This window comes from Pseudooceanicola sp. HF7 (assembly GCF_011806405.1).
GTDB lineage: Bacteria > Pseudomonadota > Alphaproteobacteria > Rhodobacterales > Rhodobacteraceae > Pseudooceanicola.
In genome coordinates this window covers 40259-56879 of sequence record NZ_JAATOW010000005.1, presented here as the reverse complement: position 1 = coordinate 56879, position 16621 = coordinate 40259, and the positions used below count along the sequence as shown (strand labels likewise).

General features: G+C 64.7%; 13 protein-coding genes and 1 pseudogene. 8 read left to right on the top strand and 6 right to left on the bottom strand.

Features of this window, described 5'->3' with window-relative positions:
- From HCZ97_RS04215 to HCZ97_RS04205, 3 genes are read left to right on the top strand one after another with little or no spacing between them, the layout of a single operon-like run.
- Positions 1–1191, top strand: coding sequence for an ABC transporter permease (locus tag HCZ97_RS04215; protein ID WP_254871337.1), 1191 nt, complete (start codon positions 1–3; stop codon positions 1189–1191).
- A complete protein-coding gene (locus HCZ97_RS04210; RefSeq protein WP_167687428.1) occupies positions 1188–2123 on the top strand; it encodes an ABC transporter ATP-binding protein in 936 nt (311 codons plus the stop codon). Before HCZ97_RS04215 ends, HCZ97_RS04210 begins: the two co-directional genes overlap by 4 nt.
- The gene (locus HCZ97_RS04205) at positions 2120–2857 is read left to right on the top strand and encodes an ABC transporter permease (protein ID WP_167687427.1); all 738 of its coding nucleotides are present in this window, start codon (positions 2120–2122) and stop codon (positions 2855–2857) included. The genes HCZ97_RS04210 and HCZ97_RS04205 overlap by 4 nt, the downstream gene beginning before the upstream one ends.
- 181 nt (positions 2858–3038) lie before the next feature.
- Here HCZ97_RS04205 and HCZ97_RS04200 read toward each other — a convergent pair whose 3' ends face one another.
- The 4 genes from HCZ97_RS04200 to HCZ97_RS04185 all read right to left on the bottom strand — a co-directional run bounded on the left by HCZ97_RS04200 (position 3039) and on the right by HCZ97_RS04185 (position 7440).
- The gene (locus HCZ97_RS04200; protein WP_167687426.1) at positions 3039–3800 is read right to left on the bottom strand and encodes a TIGR02186 family protein; all 762 of its coding nucleotides are present in this window, start codon (positions 3798–3800) and stop codon (positions 3039–3041) included.
- A gap of 5 nt (positions 3801–3805) precedes the next feature.
- Entirely contained in the window at positions 3806–4711 is a 906-nt protein-coding gene (locus HCZ97_RS04195) for a sulfite exporter TauE/SafE family protein (protein ID WP_167687425.1), read from the bottom strand.
- A 93-nt stretch (positions 4712–4804) separates the two neighbouring features.
- The gene (locus tag HCZ97_RS04190) at positions 4805–6382 is read right to left on the bottom strand and encodes a sulfatase (RefSeq protein WP_368484317.1); all 1578 of its coding nucleotides are present in this window, start codon (positions 6380–6382) and stop codon (positions 4805–4807) included.
- Positions 6383–6534: 152 nt separating this feature from the next.
- Positions 6535–7440: a LysR family transcriptional regulator gene (locus HCZ97_RS04185; RefSeq protein WP_167687423.1), complete on the bottom strand. Its 906-nt coding sequence runs from the start codon at positions 7438–7440 to the stop codon at positions 6535–6537.
- A 253-nt stretch (positions 7441–7693) separates the two neighbouring features.
- Between HCZ97_RS04185 and HCZ97_RS04180 the strand changes: the two genes are divergently transcribed.
- The 5 genes and pseudogenes from HCZ97_RS04180 to HCZ97_RS04160 all read left to right on the top strand — a co-directional run bounded on the left by HCZ97_RS04180 (position 7694) and on the right by HCZ97_RS04160 (position 14558).
- Entirely contained in the window at positions 7694–8635 is a 942-nt protein-coding gene (locus HCZ97_RS04180; protein ID WP_167687422.1) for an ABC transporter permease, read from the top strand.
- A pseudogene (locus HCZ97_RS04175) lies at positions 8632–10389 on the top strand (dipeptide/oligopeptide/nickel ABC transporter permease/ATP-binding protein). Before HCZ97_RS04180 ends, HCZ97_RS04175 begins: the two are co-directional and overlap by 4 nt.
- A complete protein-coding gene (locus tag HCZ97_RS04170; RefSeq protein WP_167687421.1) occupies positions 10386–11198 on the top strand; it encodes an ATP-binding cassette domain-containing protein in 813 nt (270 codons plus the stop codon). The pseudogene HCZ97_RS04175 and the gene HCZ97_RS04170 overlap by 4 nt, the downstream one beginning before the upstream one ends.
- A 79-nt stretch (positions 11199–11277) precedes the next feature.
- Positions 11278–12927, top strand: a complete 1650-nt coding sequence (locus HCZ97_RS04165) for a glycoside hydrolase family 3 protein (protein ID WP_167687420.1) — start codon at positions 11278–11280, stop codon at positions 12925–12927.
- A gap of 128 nt (positions 12928–13055) precedes the next feature.
- On the top strand, positions 13056–14558 hold the full coding sequence (locus HCZ97_RS04160; RefSeq protein WP_167687419.1) for an ABC transporter substrate-binding protein: 1503 nt from the start codon (positions 13056–13058) through the stop codon (positions 14556–14558).
- Positions 14559–14887: 329 nt separating this feature from the next.
- On the opposite strand, the gene HCZ97_RS04155 is transcribed toward HCZ97_RS04160, so the two are convergent.
- Together HCZ97_RS04155 and HCZ97_RS04150 are read right to left on the bottom strand one after the other, a co-directional pair.
- Positions 14888–15715 carry a carbohydrate ABC transporter permease gene (locus HCZ97_RS04155; RefSeq protein ID WP_167687418.1) on the bottom strand — a complete coding sequence of 276 codons (828 nt, stop codon included), beginning with the start codon at positions 15713–15715 and terminating at the stop codon, positions 14888–14890.
- Positions 15712–16599, bottom strand: coding sequence for a carbohydrate ABC transporter permease (locus tag HCZ97_RS04150; RefSeq protein ID WP_167687417.1), 888 nt, complete (start codon positions 16597–16599; stop codon positions 15712–15714). The genes HCZ97_RS04155 and HCZ97_RS04150 overlap by 4 nt, the downstream gene beginning before the upstream one ends.
- Positions 16600–16621 lie beyond the last annotated feature (22 nt).

Below are 16621 nucleotides of genomic sequence, written 5' to 3'. Positions count from 1 at the left end.
TTGATCGCCGCAGGACAATCCACATCGAAGGCCTGGCGGGGGTTCTACCCGCCAGGCGTCTTCTTTGCTGTCCTCGGGATGGCCGCGTTGCTGATCCCGTTCATGACCATCGCCGCGAACCGCATCGTGGCGGGCGAAAGCGTGATGGCCTGGCGCATCGCTAGCCCTGCCGAGACCCTGCCTGGCGTTGCTGCGGTCGCACTGGGCCTCGTGCTCGGCATCCCGGCCGGGCGGCACTACCTGCGGCTCAGTGGCGCGCTTCTTGGCCTGGCAGGCATTCTGTGGCTGTTGATGCAGGGCGGCCCGGCGTTGCTGGACAGTGCCGACAGCACCTATGCCCGCGTCTCCCCCGCCATGGGCTTCTGGTGCCTCCTTTTGATCCTGACGCTGATGATGGCTGACGCGCTGACACAACTGGCACCGGGGCCGCTGGCCCGCGCCGGACTGCTGGCCGCGGTGCTGTGCTCTTTGGCGCTGATCCTCTGGTCGGGCGCGCTTGCGCCGCTGTCGATCTTCCAGGAATACGCCAGCCGCCGCGCGCAATTCGCCGACGCGATGCTGCGCCATCTGGCTTTGGCTTTCGGCTCGCTCGCCACGGCCGCCGTCATCGGCTTCCCCATCGGCATCCTGTGTCACCGCCGCGCGCGGCTGCGCGGCAGCGTGCTGCCGGTGCTCAGCCTGCTGCAGACCATTCCGTCGCTCGCCATGTTCGGCCTGATGATCCCCATCCTCGGCTGGGTCGGCGACAGCCTGCCCGGGGCGCAGGCGATCGGCATCGCCGGGATCGGCTTCGCCCCCGCCTTCCTGGCGCTGGTCCTCTATTCGCTTCTGCCGGTCGTCGGGAACACGGTCGCTGGCCTGGCCTCGGCTCCGGCCGCCGCCCGCGACGCCGCGCGCGGGATGGGCATGACGCCGACGCAGCGCCTTCTGAAGATCGAGTTGCCTCTTGGCCTTCCCGTCATTCTCACCGGTCTGCGCATCGTCCTGGTGCAGAACATCGGCCTTGCGGTGATTGCAGGCCTGATCGGTGGCGGCGGCCTGGGTACATTCGTCTTCCAGGGGCTCAACCAGACAGCCACCGACCTGATCCTGCTGGGCGCGCTGCCGACGGTCGCGCTGGCGCTGACCTCGGCCATTGTCATGGACATCCTCGTCGAACTGGCCCGACCGATCCCGAAGGACACCCCATGATCGAGATTGATACCCTGACCAAGACCTACGGCGACACGGATGCCGTCGATGGCGTGACCATGACGGCCGAAACGGGCACGATCACCGTCATCGTCGGTACCTCGGGATCGGGAAAGACGACGCTTTTGCGCATGATCAACCGGCTTGAAGAACCCACGTCCGGCGAGGTGCGGATCAACGGTAAGCCGACACATGCCGAGAAGCCTCACCTGCTGCGACGGCGGATCGGCTATGCCATCCAGGGGCACGGGCTGTTCCCGCACCATACCGTGGCGCGCAACATCGCGGCCGTGCCGCTGCTTTTGGGCTGGAAGAAAGACAAGATCCGTGCGCGCGTCGACGAACTGCTGACCCTCTTTTCAATGGAGCCCGCCGCCTTCCGCGATCGCTACCCGGCAGAGCTTTCCGGTGGCCAGCAGCAACGCGTGGGCGTGGCGCGGGCGCTGGCCTCGCGTCCCGAACTTCTGCTGATGGACGAACCCTTCGGCGCGCTTGATCCGATCATCCGGGCCCGCGCGCAGGACGATCTGCGCCGCATTCAGCGGCGGCTGGGATCGACCATCATGCTCGTCACCCACGACATGGAAGAGGCGATCCATCTTGGTGACAAGGTCGCGGTGATGGACGGTGGTCGGCTGGTGCAGTACGCCACGCCGGCCGAGATCATCGCCAAGCCGGCCACGAATTTCGTCCGCGACATGGTGGGCGATGTCGAACGCCCGCTGCGCCTTCTGTCGCTTGTCCCCTTGTCAGAGCTCATTGAGAGCGGCCCGGCCGAAGGCGAGGCCATGCCAGCGGATGCCAGCCTGCGTGAGGCGCTGGCCGCCTGCCTCTCGACCGGGCGCTCCGCCGTGCCCGTCACGCGCGAGGGCGTCCTCGTCGGCCGCGTCACCTTCGACGCGATCCGCAATCGCGCGGAACTGGGCTCGTGAAGATCGGACGGGTCCTGCGCCCCCTCCTGGTGCTGTTGCTGCTGGCGCTTGTGCTGCGGCCCGAATGGTTCACGCCGATCTTCGCACCGCTGGCGCCACAGGGTGCGCCGGTGATCTATGCCCGAAGCTCGCTGCTGTCCCTTTCGCTCAGCCACCTCGGCCTCGTCGCCGCTGCAACCCTCGCGGCGACAATCGTGGCCGTGGCGCTCGCCATCTTCGTCACGCGCCCGGCAGGCGAAGCCTTCCGCCCGCTTTCGCGCACCATCGCCAATATGGGGCAGACGTTTCCGCCCGTAGCCGTGCTGGCCCTTGCCGTACCTACACTTGGTTTCGGTGCCGGGCCGACGCTGGTGGCCCTGTTCCTCTACGGCCTGTTGCCGATCTTCGAGAATTCCGTCACCGCCCTGACCACTTTGCCACCGACAACGATGGATGCAGCCCGCGGAATAGGGCTGAACCGCTGGCGGCGGCTTCTAAAGGTGGAACTGCCGCTGGCGTTTCCGGTGATGCTTACGGGCATCCGGCTGTCGGTGGTGATCGCCCTTGGCACCGCGACCATCGGCTCCACTGTCGCGGCGCGGACACTCGGCGAGGTGATTATCGCGGGGCTTCTGACCAACAACACCGCCTTCGTGTTGCAAGGCGGCCTGATCGTTGGCCTGTTCGCGGTGCTGATCTACGACGCCCTCATTCAGCTGGAGGCATTCCTTGCCAAGCGAACCGGCGCGGGATGACGCAGAGTTTTCCAAGGCCTGAGGGACTGTTGGTGTTCAACATCAAGAGCAAGAAGATCGTTCGCCTCCGACGAGGGCTTTCTGACGGGGATTTGGAGCACTTGGCTGCCTAAGCCCGAAACACTCCCGGAAGGCCACGGCGCTCTGCGCTACTGGACTTTCCTAGAGGTCTGCCCTTCGCCTACCGCTTACGGATCAGCCCAACGACCACAGAAGCCAGCCAACCCGCTGCCACGGCCAGCACAACGCAGAGCACGCCGTAAAGCGTGCCGTTCTCCTTCGCCAGCTGAAAGACGAAGCGCTCCACCGGGGCCTTCTTTACCGCGAAGACCCGGCGCGAAGCGTCGATGACCTGCCCGTCCCGCGTCAGGAAGACCCGTACCACGTAGTCTCCGTTGGAAATCGTCGCGGGCAGGCTGAAGCTGGCCTGGAAGAGTGTGCCAGACCGCAGTTCGACCCCGTCCGGGCGCAGCCGGAAGCGACCGTCCCGCAGCCCGATCCGCTGCAAGGCCTCGTCAAACTGTTCAGCCTCCCCGGTCGGGCGTCTCACGGTGACAGATCGGACCCGCGCGGCAATTCCAATCGCGTAAAGGCGATCCTCTTCTGGGGTCACCAACCTGTCCAGAGGTGCGGTTGAAGCGACGGAGTAGAAACTGGGCACCGGCACGTACCGCCCGGCGTCCGAGTTGATCCAGATGCCCCCGACCGAGGTCTTGCGGCGTACCGTGGCAATCGCGGGCGGACCGTCGACCGTCACGATCACACCGAGCGGACCGGCAGGCCGCGTCTCTCCTGTTTCAAGCGTGATGCCGCCATAGACGAGGATGTCGGTGCCATCGAAGGTCGCCGAGATCCCAACCTCTTCCTGGCTGAGAGCCATCACCGTGCGCTCCGCGCTGGCCGGTCCCGCCAAAGTGCTGAACGCGAGAAGGAGAAGTGCCAAGACTCTCATCTTGTAAGGTCGATTTCCAGGCTGAAGGGATCGCCGGGCGGCGTTACCAGATCAAGTGCCACCTTGGCGGCGACGACCAGCACGATGATCGACAATAGGATCCGCAACTGCTCTCCCCGCAGCTTCGCCCCGACGACCGCGCCAAGTTGCGCGCCCAGTACGCCGCCAAGCAGCAGCAGCAACGCAAGAACGATGTCGACGCTGCCGTTGGTGCGGGCCTGCAGGATGGTGGTGAAACCGGCGACCACGGTGATCTGCAACAGCGAGGTGCCGATGACCACCTTGGTCGGCATCTGGAGCAGGTAGATCATCGCGGGCAGCATCAGGAAACCACCGCCGACCCCCATGATCGCCGCCAGCACCCCGCAGAGCATGCCGACCGCCAAGGGGGGCAGCACCGAGATATAAAGCCCCGAGGTACGGAAGCGCATCCGCAAGGGCATCCGCTGCGCCAGACTGCGTCTGCGACGCGGCGACGCCGGTGCCCGGCGCATCAGCGAGCGAGCGCTTTCCACGAACATCATTGCGCCGATACCGCCCAGGAAGACGACGTAGAAAAGCTGCACCGCCAGGTCGATCTGCCCGAGGCTGCTGAGCCATGCGAAAACCTGAACTCCGAGCAAGGATCCCGCCAGCCCGCCCACAGTCAGCACGGCGCCCATCTTCAGGTCCAGGGTGCGACGCTTGAAATGGGCCAGCGCGCCCGAAAAGGACGAGGCGACGATCTGGTTGGATTGCGTTGCCACGGCCACCGCCGGTGGAATGCCGACGAAGAACAGCAGCGGTGTCAGCAGGAAGCCTCCGCCGACCCCGAACATGCCGGACATGAAGCCGACGAGCGCGCCCAAGCCGATCAGAAGCCAGGCATTGGCCGACACCTCGGCGACTGGAAGATAGATCATGGGCAGATCCAGGCGGCGTGGTGACAAAAGCAAAGCAGAGGCGCCGCGCCAAGGGCGCGGCCACCTCGCAGGGACGAAGCGGGCGCTAGGCGGTCAGGCTTGCTGATGAGCGGCCTCGGGACCGGCCAGGCTGGCAAGCACGGCGGCGCTGTCGTGTTCCGGGATGTCGCCGATTTCGGCCATGCGCCGATCCAGAAGGCCCAGCATGCGCTCGAATTCCGCTCGGTAGGCTGGGTCACCCGCGAGGTTGGTCAGCTCATGCGGGTCATTCTCGCAATCGAACAGCTCCCACTCGGGCGCGGCCCCGTTGGGGCGGGCACCGATCTGGCCAAGGTCGTCGTTGTACCAGTAGATCAGCTTCCAACGCGGATCGCGCACGCCGTAATGCGCCCAGGCGCCGTGGAAGGCATCGTTGTGCATCCAGTAGCGGTGGTAGGCCAGCTGGTCCCAGTCCTCTGGCGTGCGCCCTTCCAGGACCGGACGCATCGAAGAACCCTGCATGTAGGACGGGATGGTCACGCCAGCATAGTCGAGGAACGTCGGCGCAAAATCCACGTTGCAGCAAATGTCGGAAGAGGTGCTGCCGGCAGGGATCGCCGCCGGGTAGCGCACGAGGAAGGGCATCTGCAGGCTTTCCTCGTACATGTAGCGCTTGTCGAACCAGCCGTGCTCGCCCAGGAAGAAACCCTGATCAGAGGTGTAGACCACGATGGTGTTCTCCGCGAGGCCGGTTTCGTCCAGCGTGTCCAGGATGCGGCCCACGCCATCGTCGATGGATTGCACGGTGCGCAGGTAGCGTTTCATGAAGCGCTGGTACTTGAACTCGGCGAAGGCCTGCGGGTCGTCGAAATGGTGTTTCGTACCGGTCTCGGCGCAGATCACTGTAATCTCCTTCCCCGGCATCAGGTCCGGCACCTTCCGGGACTTGAGGAAATCAACGACCAGCTCTCCTGCGACCTCTGCCGGGCCGACGGGCTGGACCAGCGCCAGGTCTTCCCAGGTCATGTCCGAGCGAACGCGCATCTTGGCAGCCTCGGCCGCCTTGGCACGGTTGGCGTAGTCGTCGTTGAATGTCTCGGGAAGGGGGATGTCTTCGTCTTCCCACAGGTGGGCATGACGCGGGTGCGGCTCAAAACTGCGGTGCGGCGCCTTGTGGTGGCACATCAGGAAGAAGGGCTTGTCGCCGTCCGTGCTGCCATGACGCCGGATGAAATCGACCGACATGTCGGTGATGATGTCTGTGGCATAGCCGGCGATGTTGCGGCGCCCGTCGGGGAAGATGAAGGCGGGGTCCCAATAATCCCCCTGCCCCGGCACCACAGCCCATTCATCGAAGCCGGTCGGCTGGTGTGCTGGCCCTTCGCCCAGGTGCCACTTGCCGTAGATGCCCGTTGCGTAGCCGCTGGAGCGCAGCGATTTCGCCAGGTTTGGCATCCGGTTGTCCAGGTGGGTGACCAACGTCGTAACGCAGTTCGTATGGTTGTGTGTGCCCGTCAGGATCGCCGCGCGCGACGGCGTGCATATCGAATTGGTCACATAGGTCGCATCGTGCCGCATCCCCTCCTGCGCCAGCCGATCAAGGTTGGGCGTGTGGTTTAGGCCGGCGCCATAGGCCGAGATCGCCCTGGAGGCATGATCGTCGGACATGATGAAGATGATATTGGGGCGCACGGGTATCCTCCTTCTCGCGGCAGGCCGCCTTGGACCGGACGCCCATGGCATCCGGATCGGGTCAGGAGGCAAGCTAGCGATCAGAGGGATGCAGCGATAATGCAATAATCCAGCCCAGTGATACGTCCGCGCTATCGCCCGGATCGACCTGATCAGATGGAGGCCGCGCTGTCCAACAGGGCCTGAAGCGGTGGCCAGTCTTCCAGTTCGTCGCGGTAGATGATCTGGGCGGTGGTTCGACGCGGGCGCAAGGACACCGGCACTTCCCGCAGGGCCGGCGATTGCACGGCACGCGCCGCAGCATCGGGCAGTATGGACAGGAAGTCTCCCCGTTGCAGGACCGTCATTGTCGACAGCAGGCTTTCGCAGCGCACGCTGATCCGGGGGTCGCGTCCGATCTGTTCGAACAGGGCGTTGCCGGCCGTGGCCGCGTAGGCCGGGATCTCATCGTAGATCACCCAAGGGTAATCAAGTAGCCGCTCCAGCGGCACCAGACCATCCGGGCCGCGGGTTTCGAAGATCGGGTGGCATTCCCGGGCCACCACGTGATCCGCGATTTCTGCAAAGGCATGCGCCCGTAGACGCTGTGCCGCGCCTTCTTCCAGCGGCGCCCCGGTGAAGAGAACGTCGAGGCGACCCTCACGCAGATCCGTGACGGCCTGCGAATACCGGGTGTTCTTCACCACGAAATCCATCTTGGGGAAGGCCTTCTGCAAATGCAGGAGCAGTTCGGGCACCATGACGGCTCGCCAGACCGGCCCGGCACCAATGCGCATGACCCGGGTCCCCTCCACCTCGCCTGACCGCAGCGCAGCCTCGGAGATCGCCCATTGCCGTTGCATCCGAAGGGATTCCGACAGGACCCGTTCACCGAAGGGCGTGGGCGTGACACCGCGGGCGTGGCGTTCCAGAAGCGGGCGGCCGAAATACTGCTCCAACTGGGCCAGTGAACGGGACAGCGCCGGCTGGGTCAGGTTCAGACGCTCGGCAGCCTTGCGCAGGCTCCCCTCTTCGAAGATCGCCTGCAGGCGGAAGAGGTGCGTAATCTGGTCGAGCATCTTAGGTATAACCCTCGCGTATCATTCGGAGGGATATTTTCATTATCGGCTCATGCCTGCAACTGCTACCTGACCCCGAATTGCGGGCCAGCCATGACTTCGGGCAACTGGAAGCCTTCGCCCCCGCAGACGAAAACTTCGGGAGGAGACCGACCGTGTATCGACCGCACACCGCGCGCCAGTCCGTGGCGCGTCTGACGGCGCCCGCAAGCAGGGCTTGCCGCTGCCTCGTTTGTCCGGCAGAGGGCCAGCCATGCTGAATTATCTTCTCAAACGCCTGGCCTCGGGCCTGGTCCTTCTGGTGCTGGTCTGTACCTGCACCTTCGCGCTGATCTTCGGCGGCACCGACAACGTGGCGCGCAACGTGCTGGGCGAACAGGCCACCGCAGCCGACATCGCCGCCTTCGAAACCGAGCTGGGCCTCGATCAGCCCCTGCCCGTGCAATATGGCCGCTGGGTCAGTGGCGCGGTCCAAGGCGATTTCGGCGACAGCTGGATCATGAACCAGCGTGTTTCTGATGCCCTGTCCAGCCGCCTGCCGGTCACCCTGTCGATCGTCGGCGTGGCGATCCTGATCATGATGGTGGTCTCCTCGATCCTGGGCATGACCGCGGCCGTGCGGCGCGGACTGGCGGATCGGGTGATCCAGGTCATCTCTGTCGCGGGCTTTGCCATGCCGAACTTCTGGCTGGGCCTGATCCTGGTCGTCGTCTTCGGCGTCAACCTTGGCTGGTTCCCGCCGACGGGCTACATTTCCTTCGGAACTTCGCCCTCGGGCTGGGTGATGTCGCTGGTGCTGCCGGTGGCCGCACTGGTCTTCTCCGGCATCGCCTCGGCCTCGCAACAGGTGCGCGGCGCGGTGATCGACGCCCTGCGCCAGGACTACGTCCGTACCCTGCGCGCACGCGGCGTGCGCTGGCGGTCGATCCTTTACAAACACGCCCTGCGCAACGCCCTGCCCGCGGCGCTGACGGTGTTGTCGGTGCAGTTTATCGCCCTGCTGGGCGGCGCCGCAATCATCGAGCGTGTCTTCGCCATCCCCGGCCTTGGCCAGTTGACCGTCGACGCGGCCCTGCAAGGGGACATCCCCGTCCTGATGGGCGTGGTCGTGACCCTGATCGTGGTGGTGATCTGCGTGAACCTTCTCATCGACATCCTGAACGCCTGGATCAATCCCAAGGTGCGCTTGCAATGACGGACAGCAGCATGACTTCTTCCCAGCCCGCCGCCGCGCCGCAGCGCCCCAACCTGATCCGCTCGGTGCTCAAGGATCCGCTGGGCCTGCTGGCCACGGCGATCATCACCGTCGTCGTGCTGACGGCGATCTTCGCGCCGGTCATCGCGCCCAACGATCCGACGGCCGTGCAGATCTTCAAGGTCAACACCCCACCGGGCGACGGCTACCTTCTGGGCGGCGACGGCTCGGGCCGGGACATCTTCAGCCGTATCGTCTTCGGCGCGCGCAACACTCTGCTGGGGGCGCTGGTCGCCATCGGCGTGGCCGCCACGATCGGCGTGACCACGGGCCTTTTCGCCGGCTATTTTGGCCGCCGGTTCGAGATGATCAGCAGCTGGATTTCGGACGGGCTGATGGCCCTTCCCGCGCTGATCGTGCTGCTGGCGCTCTACCAGTCCCTGGGCGCCTCGATCTACCTGTCCATGGCCGTCTTCGGCGTCATGCTCTCTCCCGGTTTCTACCGGCTGACGCGGACGCTCGTGAAGGCCGTGCGGGGTGAGCTCTACATCGACGCCGCACGCGTCTCGGGTCTGGGCGATCTGCGCATCATCCGGCGCCACATCCTGCTCGCGGTAAGAGAACCCATCGTCATCCAGACGTCGATCGTCGGCGGCATCGCCATCGTGATCCAGGCGGGTCTGGAATTCCTCGGCCTTGGCGATCCCGGCACGCCCACATGGGGCGGCATTCTGCAGGGCGCTTTCGAGAACATGTATGTATCCCCTATGGGTATCCTGTGGCCGGGCCTTGCGATCTCGTTGACCGTGGGTGCCATGGTGCTGCTGGCTAACGCGATCCGCGACAGCCTGCGCCAGACAGGCTCGACCCGCGCCCCCGCCCTGCCCGCCAAGGCCGAAGCCAAGAGCCCTGTACCTGCCACGGACGTGCTGCTGGATGTGCGCGACCTGGTCGTGGGCTACCCCGACGGCGGCAAATGGCGTGAGGTCGTGCGCGGCGTGACCCTTCAGGTCAAGCGCGGTGAGGTGCTGGGCCTTGTTGGCGAAAGCGGCTCCGGCAAGAGCCAGACGGCCTTTGCCATCCTCGACCTGCTTTCCACCGGCGGGCGCGTGCTGTCGGGGTCCATCGTCTTCGACGGCCAGGACCTGACCCGCGCCACGGAAAAACAGATGCGCGAGATCCGCGGCCGCAAGCTGGCCTAAATGCCGCAGGAGCCGATGAGTAACCTCGACCCGATGTTCCGCATCGGTCAGCAGCTGATCGAACCGCTGATGGATACCCTGGGCCTCAGCAAGGCAGAGGCGACGGAGCGGGCGCTGAAGATGCTGGCGCGCGTCGGCCTGCCAGATCCCGAACGCACCTTCCGGGCCTATCCGCACCAGATCTCGGGCGGCATGGCACAACGGGTGCTGATCGCGGGCGCCGTAGCGTCCGGCCCGACCCTGCTGATCGCGGATGAACCGACCACCGCTCTGGACGTGACCGTGCAGGCCGAGGTGCTGGAGCTTCTGCGTGAACTGCGCGAGGAGTTCGACATGACTATCGTCATGGTCACCCACAACTTCGGCGTGGTCGCCGACATCTGCGACAGGGTCGCCGTGATGCACCAGGGCCAGATCGTCGAAGAGAACGAGGCGACACAGCTCTTCGCCAACCCGCAGCAGAGCTACACGCAGATGCTGCTGGGCTCGGTCCTGGAAGACCCCAAGACCCGCACCTACGTGGCCCCCGCAGCCAAAGGAGCCAAGGCATGAGCGAGAAACTTGTCGACGTCCGCAATGTGAACGTCAAATTCGGCCCGTTCCATGTGCTGAAGGATGTCAGCTTCGATATCCGTCCCGGCGAAACCGTGGGCCTGGTGGGGGAAAGCGGCTCTGGCAAGACCACCATCGGGCGGTCGATCCTGGGCATCGGCCCGGTGACCAGTGGTGAGATCCACTTCGAGGGCCAGGAGATCGGCAATGTCGCACCCCGGAACCGCACCGGCGACGCGGCCCGGATCCAGGCCGTGTTCCAGGATCCCTACACCTCGCTCAACCCGTCGATGACCATCGAGGACATCCTGACGGAGCCGATGATCGCCCGCAAGATCGCCACGCGCGAGGAGGCCCGCGCCCGCGTGCGGGAGCTTCTGGATCAGGTGAACCTTCCCGCAGACGCCGCGCACCGCTACCCGCGCGAGTTCTCGGGCGGGCAACGACAGCGGGTGGCGATCGCCCGGGCCCTGGCCTTGTCTCCCCGGCTGATTGTCTGCGACGAGCCTGTTTCGGCGCTGGACCTGTCGACCCAGGCCAAGGTGCTGGATCTCTTTATCGAGATCCAGGAACGCACCGGGGTCGCCTATCTTTTCGTCAGCCATGACCTGGCCGTGGTGCGCCACATCTCGCACCGTGTCGCGGTGATGCGCAGTGGCGAGATCGTCGAATTCGGCGATTGCGACCAGGTGACGGCGCGGCCCGAACACCCCTATACCAAGCGCCTGCTGCTGGCCGCTCCGGTCCCTGATCCGGTGCGCCAGGCCAAGCGCCGGGAAGAATTCCTCGCCCTGCGCGACGACGCCTGACCACCTGACCTATCCGACGCCACCCGCCCTGCGCCGGTGGCGTCTTTCTTTCCCTCTGTCCAAAGACCGTGACCGCCCCATGGACCTGTCCCACCTTGCCCGCCCGCCCTTCAACCTGGACGCCCAGGCGCTTGACTGGGTGGCGTCGACCTTTGCCCGCCTCAGCCACGACCAGCGCGCGGCACAATTGTTCAACCTGAACTCGCGCGGGCCCATAGATGCAGCCGCCCTGGCGGAGATCGCCGCGTTGCAGCCAGGCGGCCTGACCCGCTTCTTCACCTCCGATGGCGGAGCCGAGCGCGCAGCCCTGGCCGGGTTTCAGAACGGTGCCGAGGTGCCTCTTCTGGTATCTGCCGATCTGGAAGGGTCGCGCATGAGCCTGCCTTTCGGCACGCCCGTGCCGAACCCGCTGGCGCTTGCGGCGGCCGACGACGAGGCGTTGACCCGCGACATCAGCGCCACCATGGCCAAGGAGGCCCTCTCGATCGGCGTCAACTGGTCCTTCACGCCCGTCCTCGACATCAACGCCGCCCCGCGCAGCGCCATCGTGGCCACACGCGGCTACGGATCGGACCCCGCGCGGATCCAGCGCCATGCACTGGCTCAGCTCGAGGCCTTCGAAACCGCTGGCCTTGCCGCCACCGTCAAGCACTGGCCCGGCGAGGGACACGACGACCGTGACCAACACCTGGTAACCACCGTGAACCCGCTGACGATGGATGAATGGGACGCCACTCACGGCGCACTTTACCGTGCCGCCATCGCCTCCGGAGCCCGTGCGGTGATGTCCGCTCATATCGCCTTCCCGGCCTGGGTCGCCGCCCAGGGGGAGTCCGACCCCGAAGAACTCTACAAGCCCGCGACGATTTCTCATGCGCTGAACATCGGCCTGTTGCGCGAGCACTTGGGCTTCAATGGGCTGATCGTTTCCGATGCTTCCGAGATGGCCGGACTGTCCTCTGTCATCGAGGGACCGGACGCCAAGGTGCAGATCATCGCCGGGGGCTGCGACATGGTGCTGTTCTCGTCGGATCCGGCGGCAGAAATCGCGGCCGTGGCCCGCGCCGCAGCGGACGGCACTATTCCGACCTCGCGGTTCGAGGATGCGGTGACGCGGGTCCTGGGGCTGAAGGCCTCTATTGGCCTGCACCGCAAGCAGCCCACCCCGGCGATGCCGGACCCCAGCACCGAGCTCGCGGCCCGCGCCTTTGCCGCCGCGCCGACGCTGGTCAAGGATAACCCCGGCACCCTGCCGCTGGACCCTGCGCGGCACCGCCGCATCCTGGTCGTCACCCCGGGCATCGTCGAGCCGATGAACAATGCCACCATTCCCTTCCTGCTCCCCAACATGCTGAAAGCCGAAGGCTTCGACGTGACCACGGCCCCCTACGGCACGCCCTTGCAGACCGAGGGCCAGGATCTCGTCCTTTATCTCTTCGGAGAGGAAACGCTGTTGACCCGGGGGCGGATTTTCCTGGACTGGCGCGCCCTGCACGGTCACTTCAAGACCGCCATGTCGCGCCCCTGGCAGCGGATGCCGACGGTGATGATCTCCTTCGGCTATCCCTACTACCTTTACGATGCCCCCAGGGTGCCCGCCTACATCAACGCTTATTCGACCCACGATCAGATGCAGCGCGCCGTGCTTGAAGCGCTGATGGGTCGCGCCGCCTTCGCCGGGAGCAGCCCGGTGGACCCCTTCGAGGGCAGACCGGAGGCGCGCCTGTAAAGGGGCGCGCAGGTATAACGACGGCGTATCACCGCAAGGTATATTTGCACTTCTGATAGATACCTCGCCGATCTACCAAATACATGACCATCCGGCACGGATAGTGTGCCGGGCAAAGGGAGGATCCTATGCTCAAGACCACTGTCGCTTCGGCGGCCCTCTGCGTTTCGGCGGCGCTTGCTCTGCCCGCCGCAGCGGAAATCTCCAATAGCCCCGAGACCCTCGCCATCGGCGCGTTCCGCGACAACCAGACCTTTGACCGCTCCATGCTGCGCACCTCGCACTGGGCGACGTATTGGCAGCCTGTCTTCGACACCCTTTTGCGTGTCGACAGCGAAGGGGAAATTCACCCGAATGTCGCCGAAAGCTACGAGCTGGCCGAGGATGGCCAGACCCTGACGCTGACCCTGCGCGAAGGACTGACCTTCACCGATGGAAGCCCGGTGGATGCCGAGGCCGCCAAGGCAAACATCGAATTCCTGCTCAACAGCAACGGCCAGAACCGCTGGGGCATCGAAGGCATTTCCTCGATCGACACGCCCTCGGCCACAGAGCTGGTGATCCACCTGTCTGAGCCGAACCCGGCGATCCTCTATTCGCTGGGCACCGTTGGCGGCGTGCTTGCCGCGCCCGCGACCCTGGGCACCGAAGAGGCCAAGGCGATCCCCGTCGGCTCCGGGCCCTACATCTATGACCAGGACGCCTCGGTTCAGGGCCGGCAATATGTTTACCGCCGCAACCCCGATTACTGGAACCCCGAGGCCTTCCCGTTCGAGAACGTCTCGATCACGCCGATGGCTGACCTCAGCGCGCGACTGAACGCCCTGCGCTCCGGCCAGATCGACGCGGCACCGGGCGATCCGCGCGCCGCGGCAGAGGCCGAGGCCTCGCGTTTGGATGTGTCCAACCGCTCCATCGACATGTTCTCCATCTTCATCGCCGACCGCGCGGGCGAGATGGTGCCGGCTCTTGGGGATGTGCGCGTGCGCCAGGCCATCAACATGGCCGTCGACGCACCCTCGATCCTGGAATTCGTTGACAAGGGTTTCGGCACGCTGTCCGATCAGCCGAATGTCGCCCCGAACCGCCTGCACGTGGATGACCTGAAGGACCGCTATCCCTACGATCCGGATGCGGCCCGCGCCCTGATCGAAGAGGCCGGCTATGGCGACGGCATCACCATCCAGATGCCCGAACTGGCCTCGATGACCTCGTACAACCCGATCCTCGCACAGCAGCTGCAAGAGATTGGCATCACCGTCGAGTGGCAGAAAGTATCGCCCGCGACGACCATCTCCGACCTGCTGTCCGGCAAGTATCCGATGTTCCTCTTCCGGCTTGGCTCTGAGACGGCCTGGGGCGACGTGCAGAAGTTCATCGCGCCTGACGCCGCCTGGAACACCCGCAAAAGCGAGACCGAGGAGCTGACTGCGCTGATCGAGGCCGCGCAATACGCGCCCCTGGATGACGATGCGCCCTTCCACGCCATCACCGAATACCTGGTCGACAACGCCTGGTTCGCGCCCTGGTATTCCTACGACAGTGTCTACATGACCAACGGCGACGTCGAGGTGACCATGCCGTCGCTGAACGTCGTGCCTTGGCTCTGGGACTACCGCCCGCAGCAATGAGCTGAGGCAAGCATCTCGATCCTGACGCGGAGGGCCAGAAATGGCCCTCCGTTTCTCTTTTGGGAAAGTCTGTGATCGGTCCTCCCCCTCGGCCCAACCCCTCGCATTCTCCGCGTGGCTGCTCGCGGATCAGACACACGCCACTCTGCGTACGAGTGACGAGGGAGTCATGGCGCAACAGTTCGGTCACTGATGGAGAATTAGGCGACAAGCTCGGATCTGTCGCGACTCGCTTCTGCGCTCTTGTTCAGAGCGCAATAGGCGCGGTTTCTCCCGCTTAGGTTTTGGCCAACCCTGGCCAGAGATGGCAGCGCAGGGTTTGCGCCACCTTACCCCTTCACACCGGCAGAGATCATCACAGCCTCCGTCACGCGCTTCTGGAAGATCAGGTAGCCGATGATCACAGGGGCGGCAGCCAGCAGCGCCAGGGCCATCATGCGGGCATAGAAGACGCCGAAGCTGTCGTTCACCTGCGTGATCCCCACCGGAATGGTCATCATGCTTTCGCTCGTCACCACCAGGAAGGGCCAGAAGAAGTTGTTCCAGGCAGAAATGAAGGTGATGATCGCCAGTGCGGCGGTGATGCCCCAGTTCAGCGGCAGGTAAAGCTTGAACAGCAGCGTGAATTCCCCACCCCCGTCCAGCAGCACGGCCTCGCGCATCTCTTTCGGGATGGCGTCGAAGAACTGCTTGTAGACGATGACCACGACCGGAACGATCAGCTGCGGCAGGATGATACCCCACCATGTGTTGATCAGGCCAAGGTCGCTCATCAGCACGAATTGCGCCACGTAAAGCGCCGGCACCGGTACCATGAAGCTGCCGACCACGATCAGGTACAGCGCCTTGCGCCCCGGAAAGCGCAGCTGCGACAGCGCGTAGGCGCACATCATGCCCGTGATCAGCACGATCACCGTGATGATCAGCGAGGTGCCGACCGAGTTCAGGTACCACATCGGCAGCTTGGAATTGGACAGCACGTCGATGTAGGCCGAGACGTTCAACTCGTCCATCAGCACGCCGGCACCTTCGGACACCACGCGGTTCTCGCTGCGCAGCGATGTCGTCAGCGCCCAGTAGAGCGGGAAGATCCAGATCGCGGCGGCGATCAGCACGAGGGCGGAGAAGGCGATGTTGCGGGCCTGTTTCGCGGTCATTTGCGGCGCCCTCCGATGCGCAGAAGCTGGAATTGCAGGACCGAGACGATGACGATGATGAGGAACAGCACCATCGCGATGGCCGAGGCATAGCCGCCGTTGTTCAACTGGAAGGCCTCTCGGTACATCTGCATCAGCACCACGTAGGAAGAGTTGAAGGGCCCGCCTTTCGACAGCAGGTAGACCTGGTCGAACAGCTTCAGTTGCAGGATCAGCTGCAGCGTCAACACCAGCGCCGTGACTGGCCATAGCAAGGGCCAGGTCACGCGCCAGAAGCGCTGCCAGGCGGTTGCGCCATCAAGGGCGGCGGCCTCGTAAAGGTCCGTGGGGATGTTGCGCAACCCGGCGATCATCAGCAGCACGTTGAACCCGTTGGTCCACCAGATCGTCACCACCGCGATCATCGGCATGACCCAATGGGGGTTCTTGAACACGGGCACCGACTTGCCGGTGACGGCTTCGATCAGGGGTTGCAGGATCCCGAACTGGAAATCCAGCATCCAGGCCCAGATCAACGTGACCACCGACACCGGCAGGACGTAGGGCAGGAAGAACAGCGTCAGGATCAGCGCCTGCATCCGGCCCTTCAGCTTGCTGACCGCAAGGGCGATCAAAAGCGCGATCACCGTGGTCGGGATCACCGTCAGCAGCACGAAGTAGAAGTTGTTCCAGATCGAGGTGTAGAACAGCTTGTCGTTCAACAGCTTGGCGTAGTTCGCCAGGCCGATCCATTCGCCCTCTCCGATCAGCGGCGCGTCGGTGAAGCTGAGCGCGATGACCTTGTAGGTCGGGTAGAGGAAGAAAATGAGCAAGATGAGAACGAAGGGGCCGACCATGAGGGCCGCATTCCGTAACTCTCGACGGCGGCGTTTGGCAGTGGACATGGCGACCTCCCTTCGCATTCGT

Bases quoted from the DNA above. Each gene is read 5' to 3' on its own strand.
- HCZ97_RS04210 (WP_167687428.1), top strand. From the start codon at position 1,188: ATGATCGAGATTGATACCCTGACCAAGACCTACGGCGACACGGATGCC.
- HCZ97_RS04195 (WP_167687425.1), bottom strand. From the start codon at position 4,711: ATGATCTATCTTCCAGTCGCCGAGGTGTCGGCCAATGCCTGGCTTCTG.
- HCZ97_RS04185 (WP_167687423.1), bottom strand. From the start codon at position 7,440: ATGCTCGACCAGATTACGCACCTCTTCCGCCTGCAGGCGATCTTCGAA.
- HCZ97_RS04180 (WP_167687422.1), top strand. From the start codon at position 7,694: ATGCTGAATTATCTTCTCAAACGCCTGGCCTCGGGCCTGGTCCTTCTG.
- HCZ97_RS04170 (WP_167687421.1), top strand. From the start codon at position 10,386: ATGAGCGAGAAACTTGTCGACGTCCGCAATGTGAACGTCAAATTCGGC.
- HCZ97_RS04165 (WP_167687420.1), top strand. From the start codon at position 11,278: ATGGACCTGTCCCACCTTGCCCGCCCGCCCTTCAACCTGGACGCCCAG.
- HCZ97_RS04160 (WP_167687419.1), top strand. From the start codon at position 13,056: ATGCTCAAGACCACTGTCGCTTCGGCGGCCCTCTGCGTTTCGGCGGCG.
- HCZ97_RS04155 (WP_167687418.1), bottom strand. From the start codon at position 15,715: ATGACCGCGAAACAGGCCCGCAACATCGCCTTCTCCGCCCTCGTGCTG.
- HCZ97_RS04150 (WP_167687417.1), bottom strand. From the start codon at position 16,599: ATGTCCACTGCCAAACGCCGCCGTCGAGAGTTACGGAATGCGGCCCTC.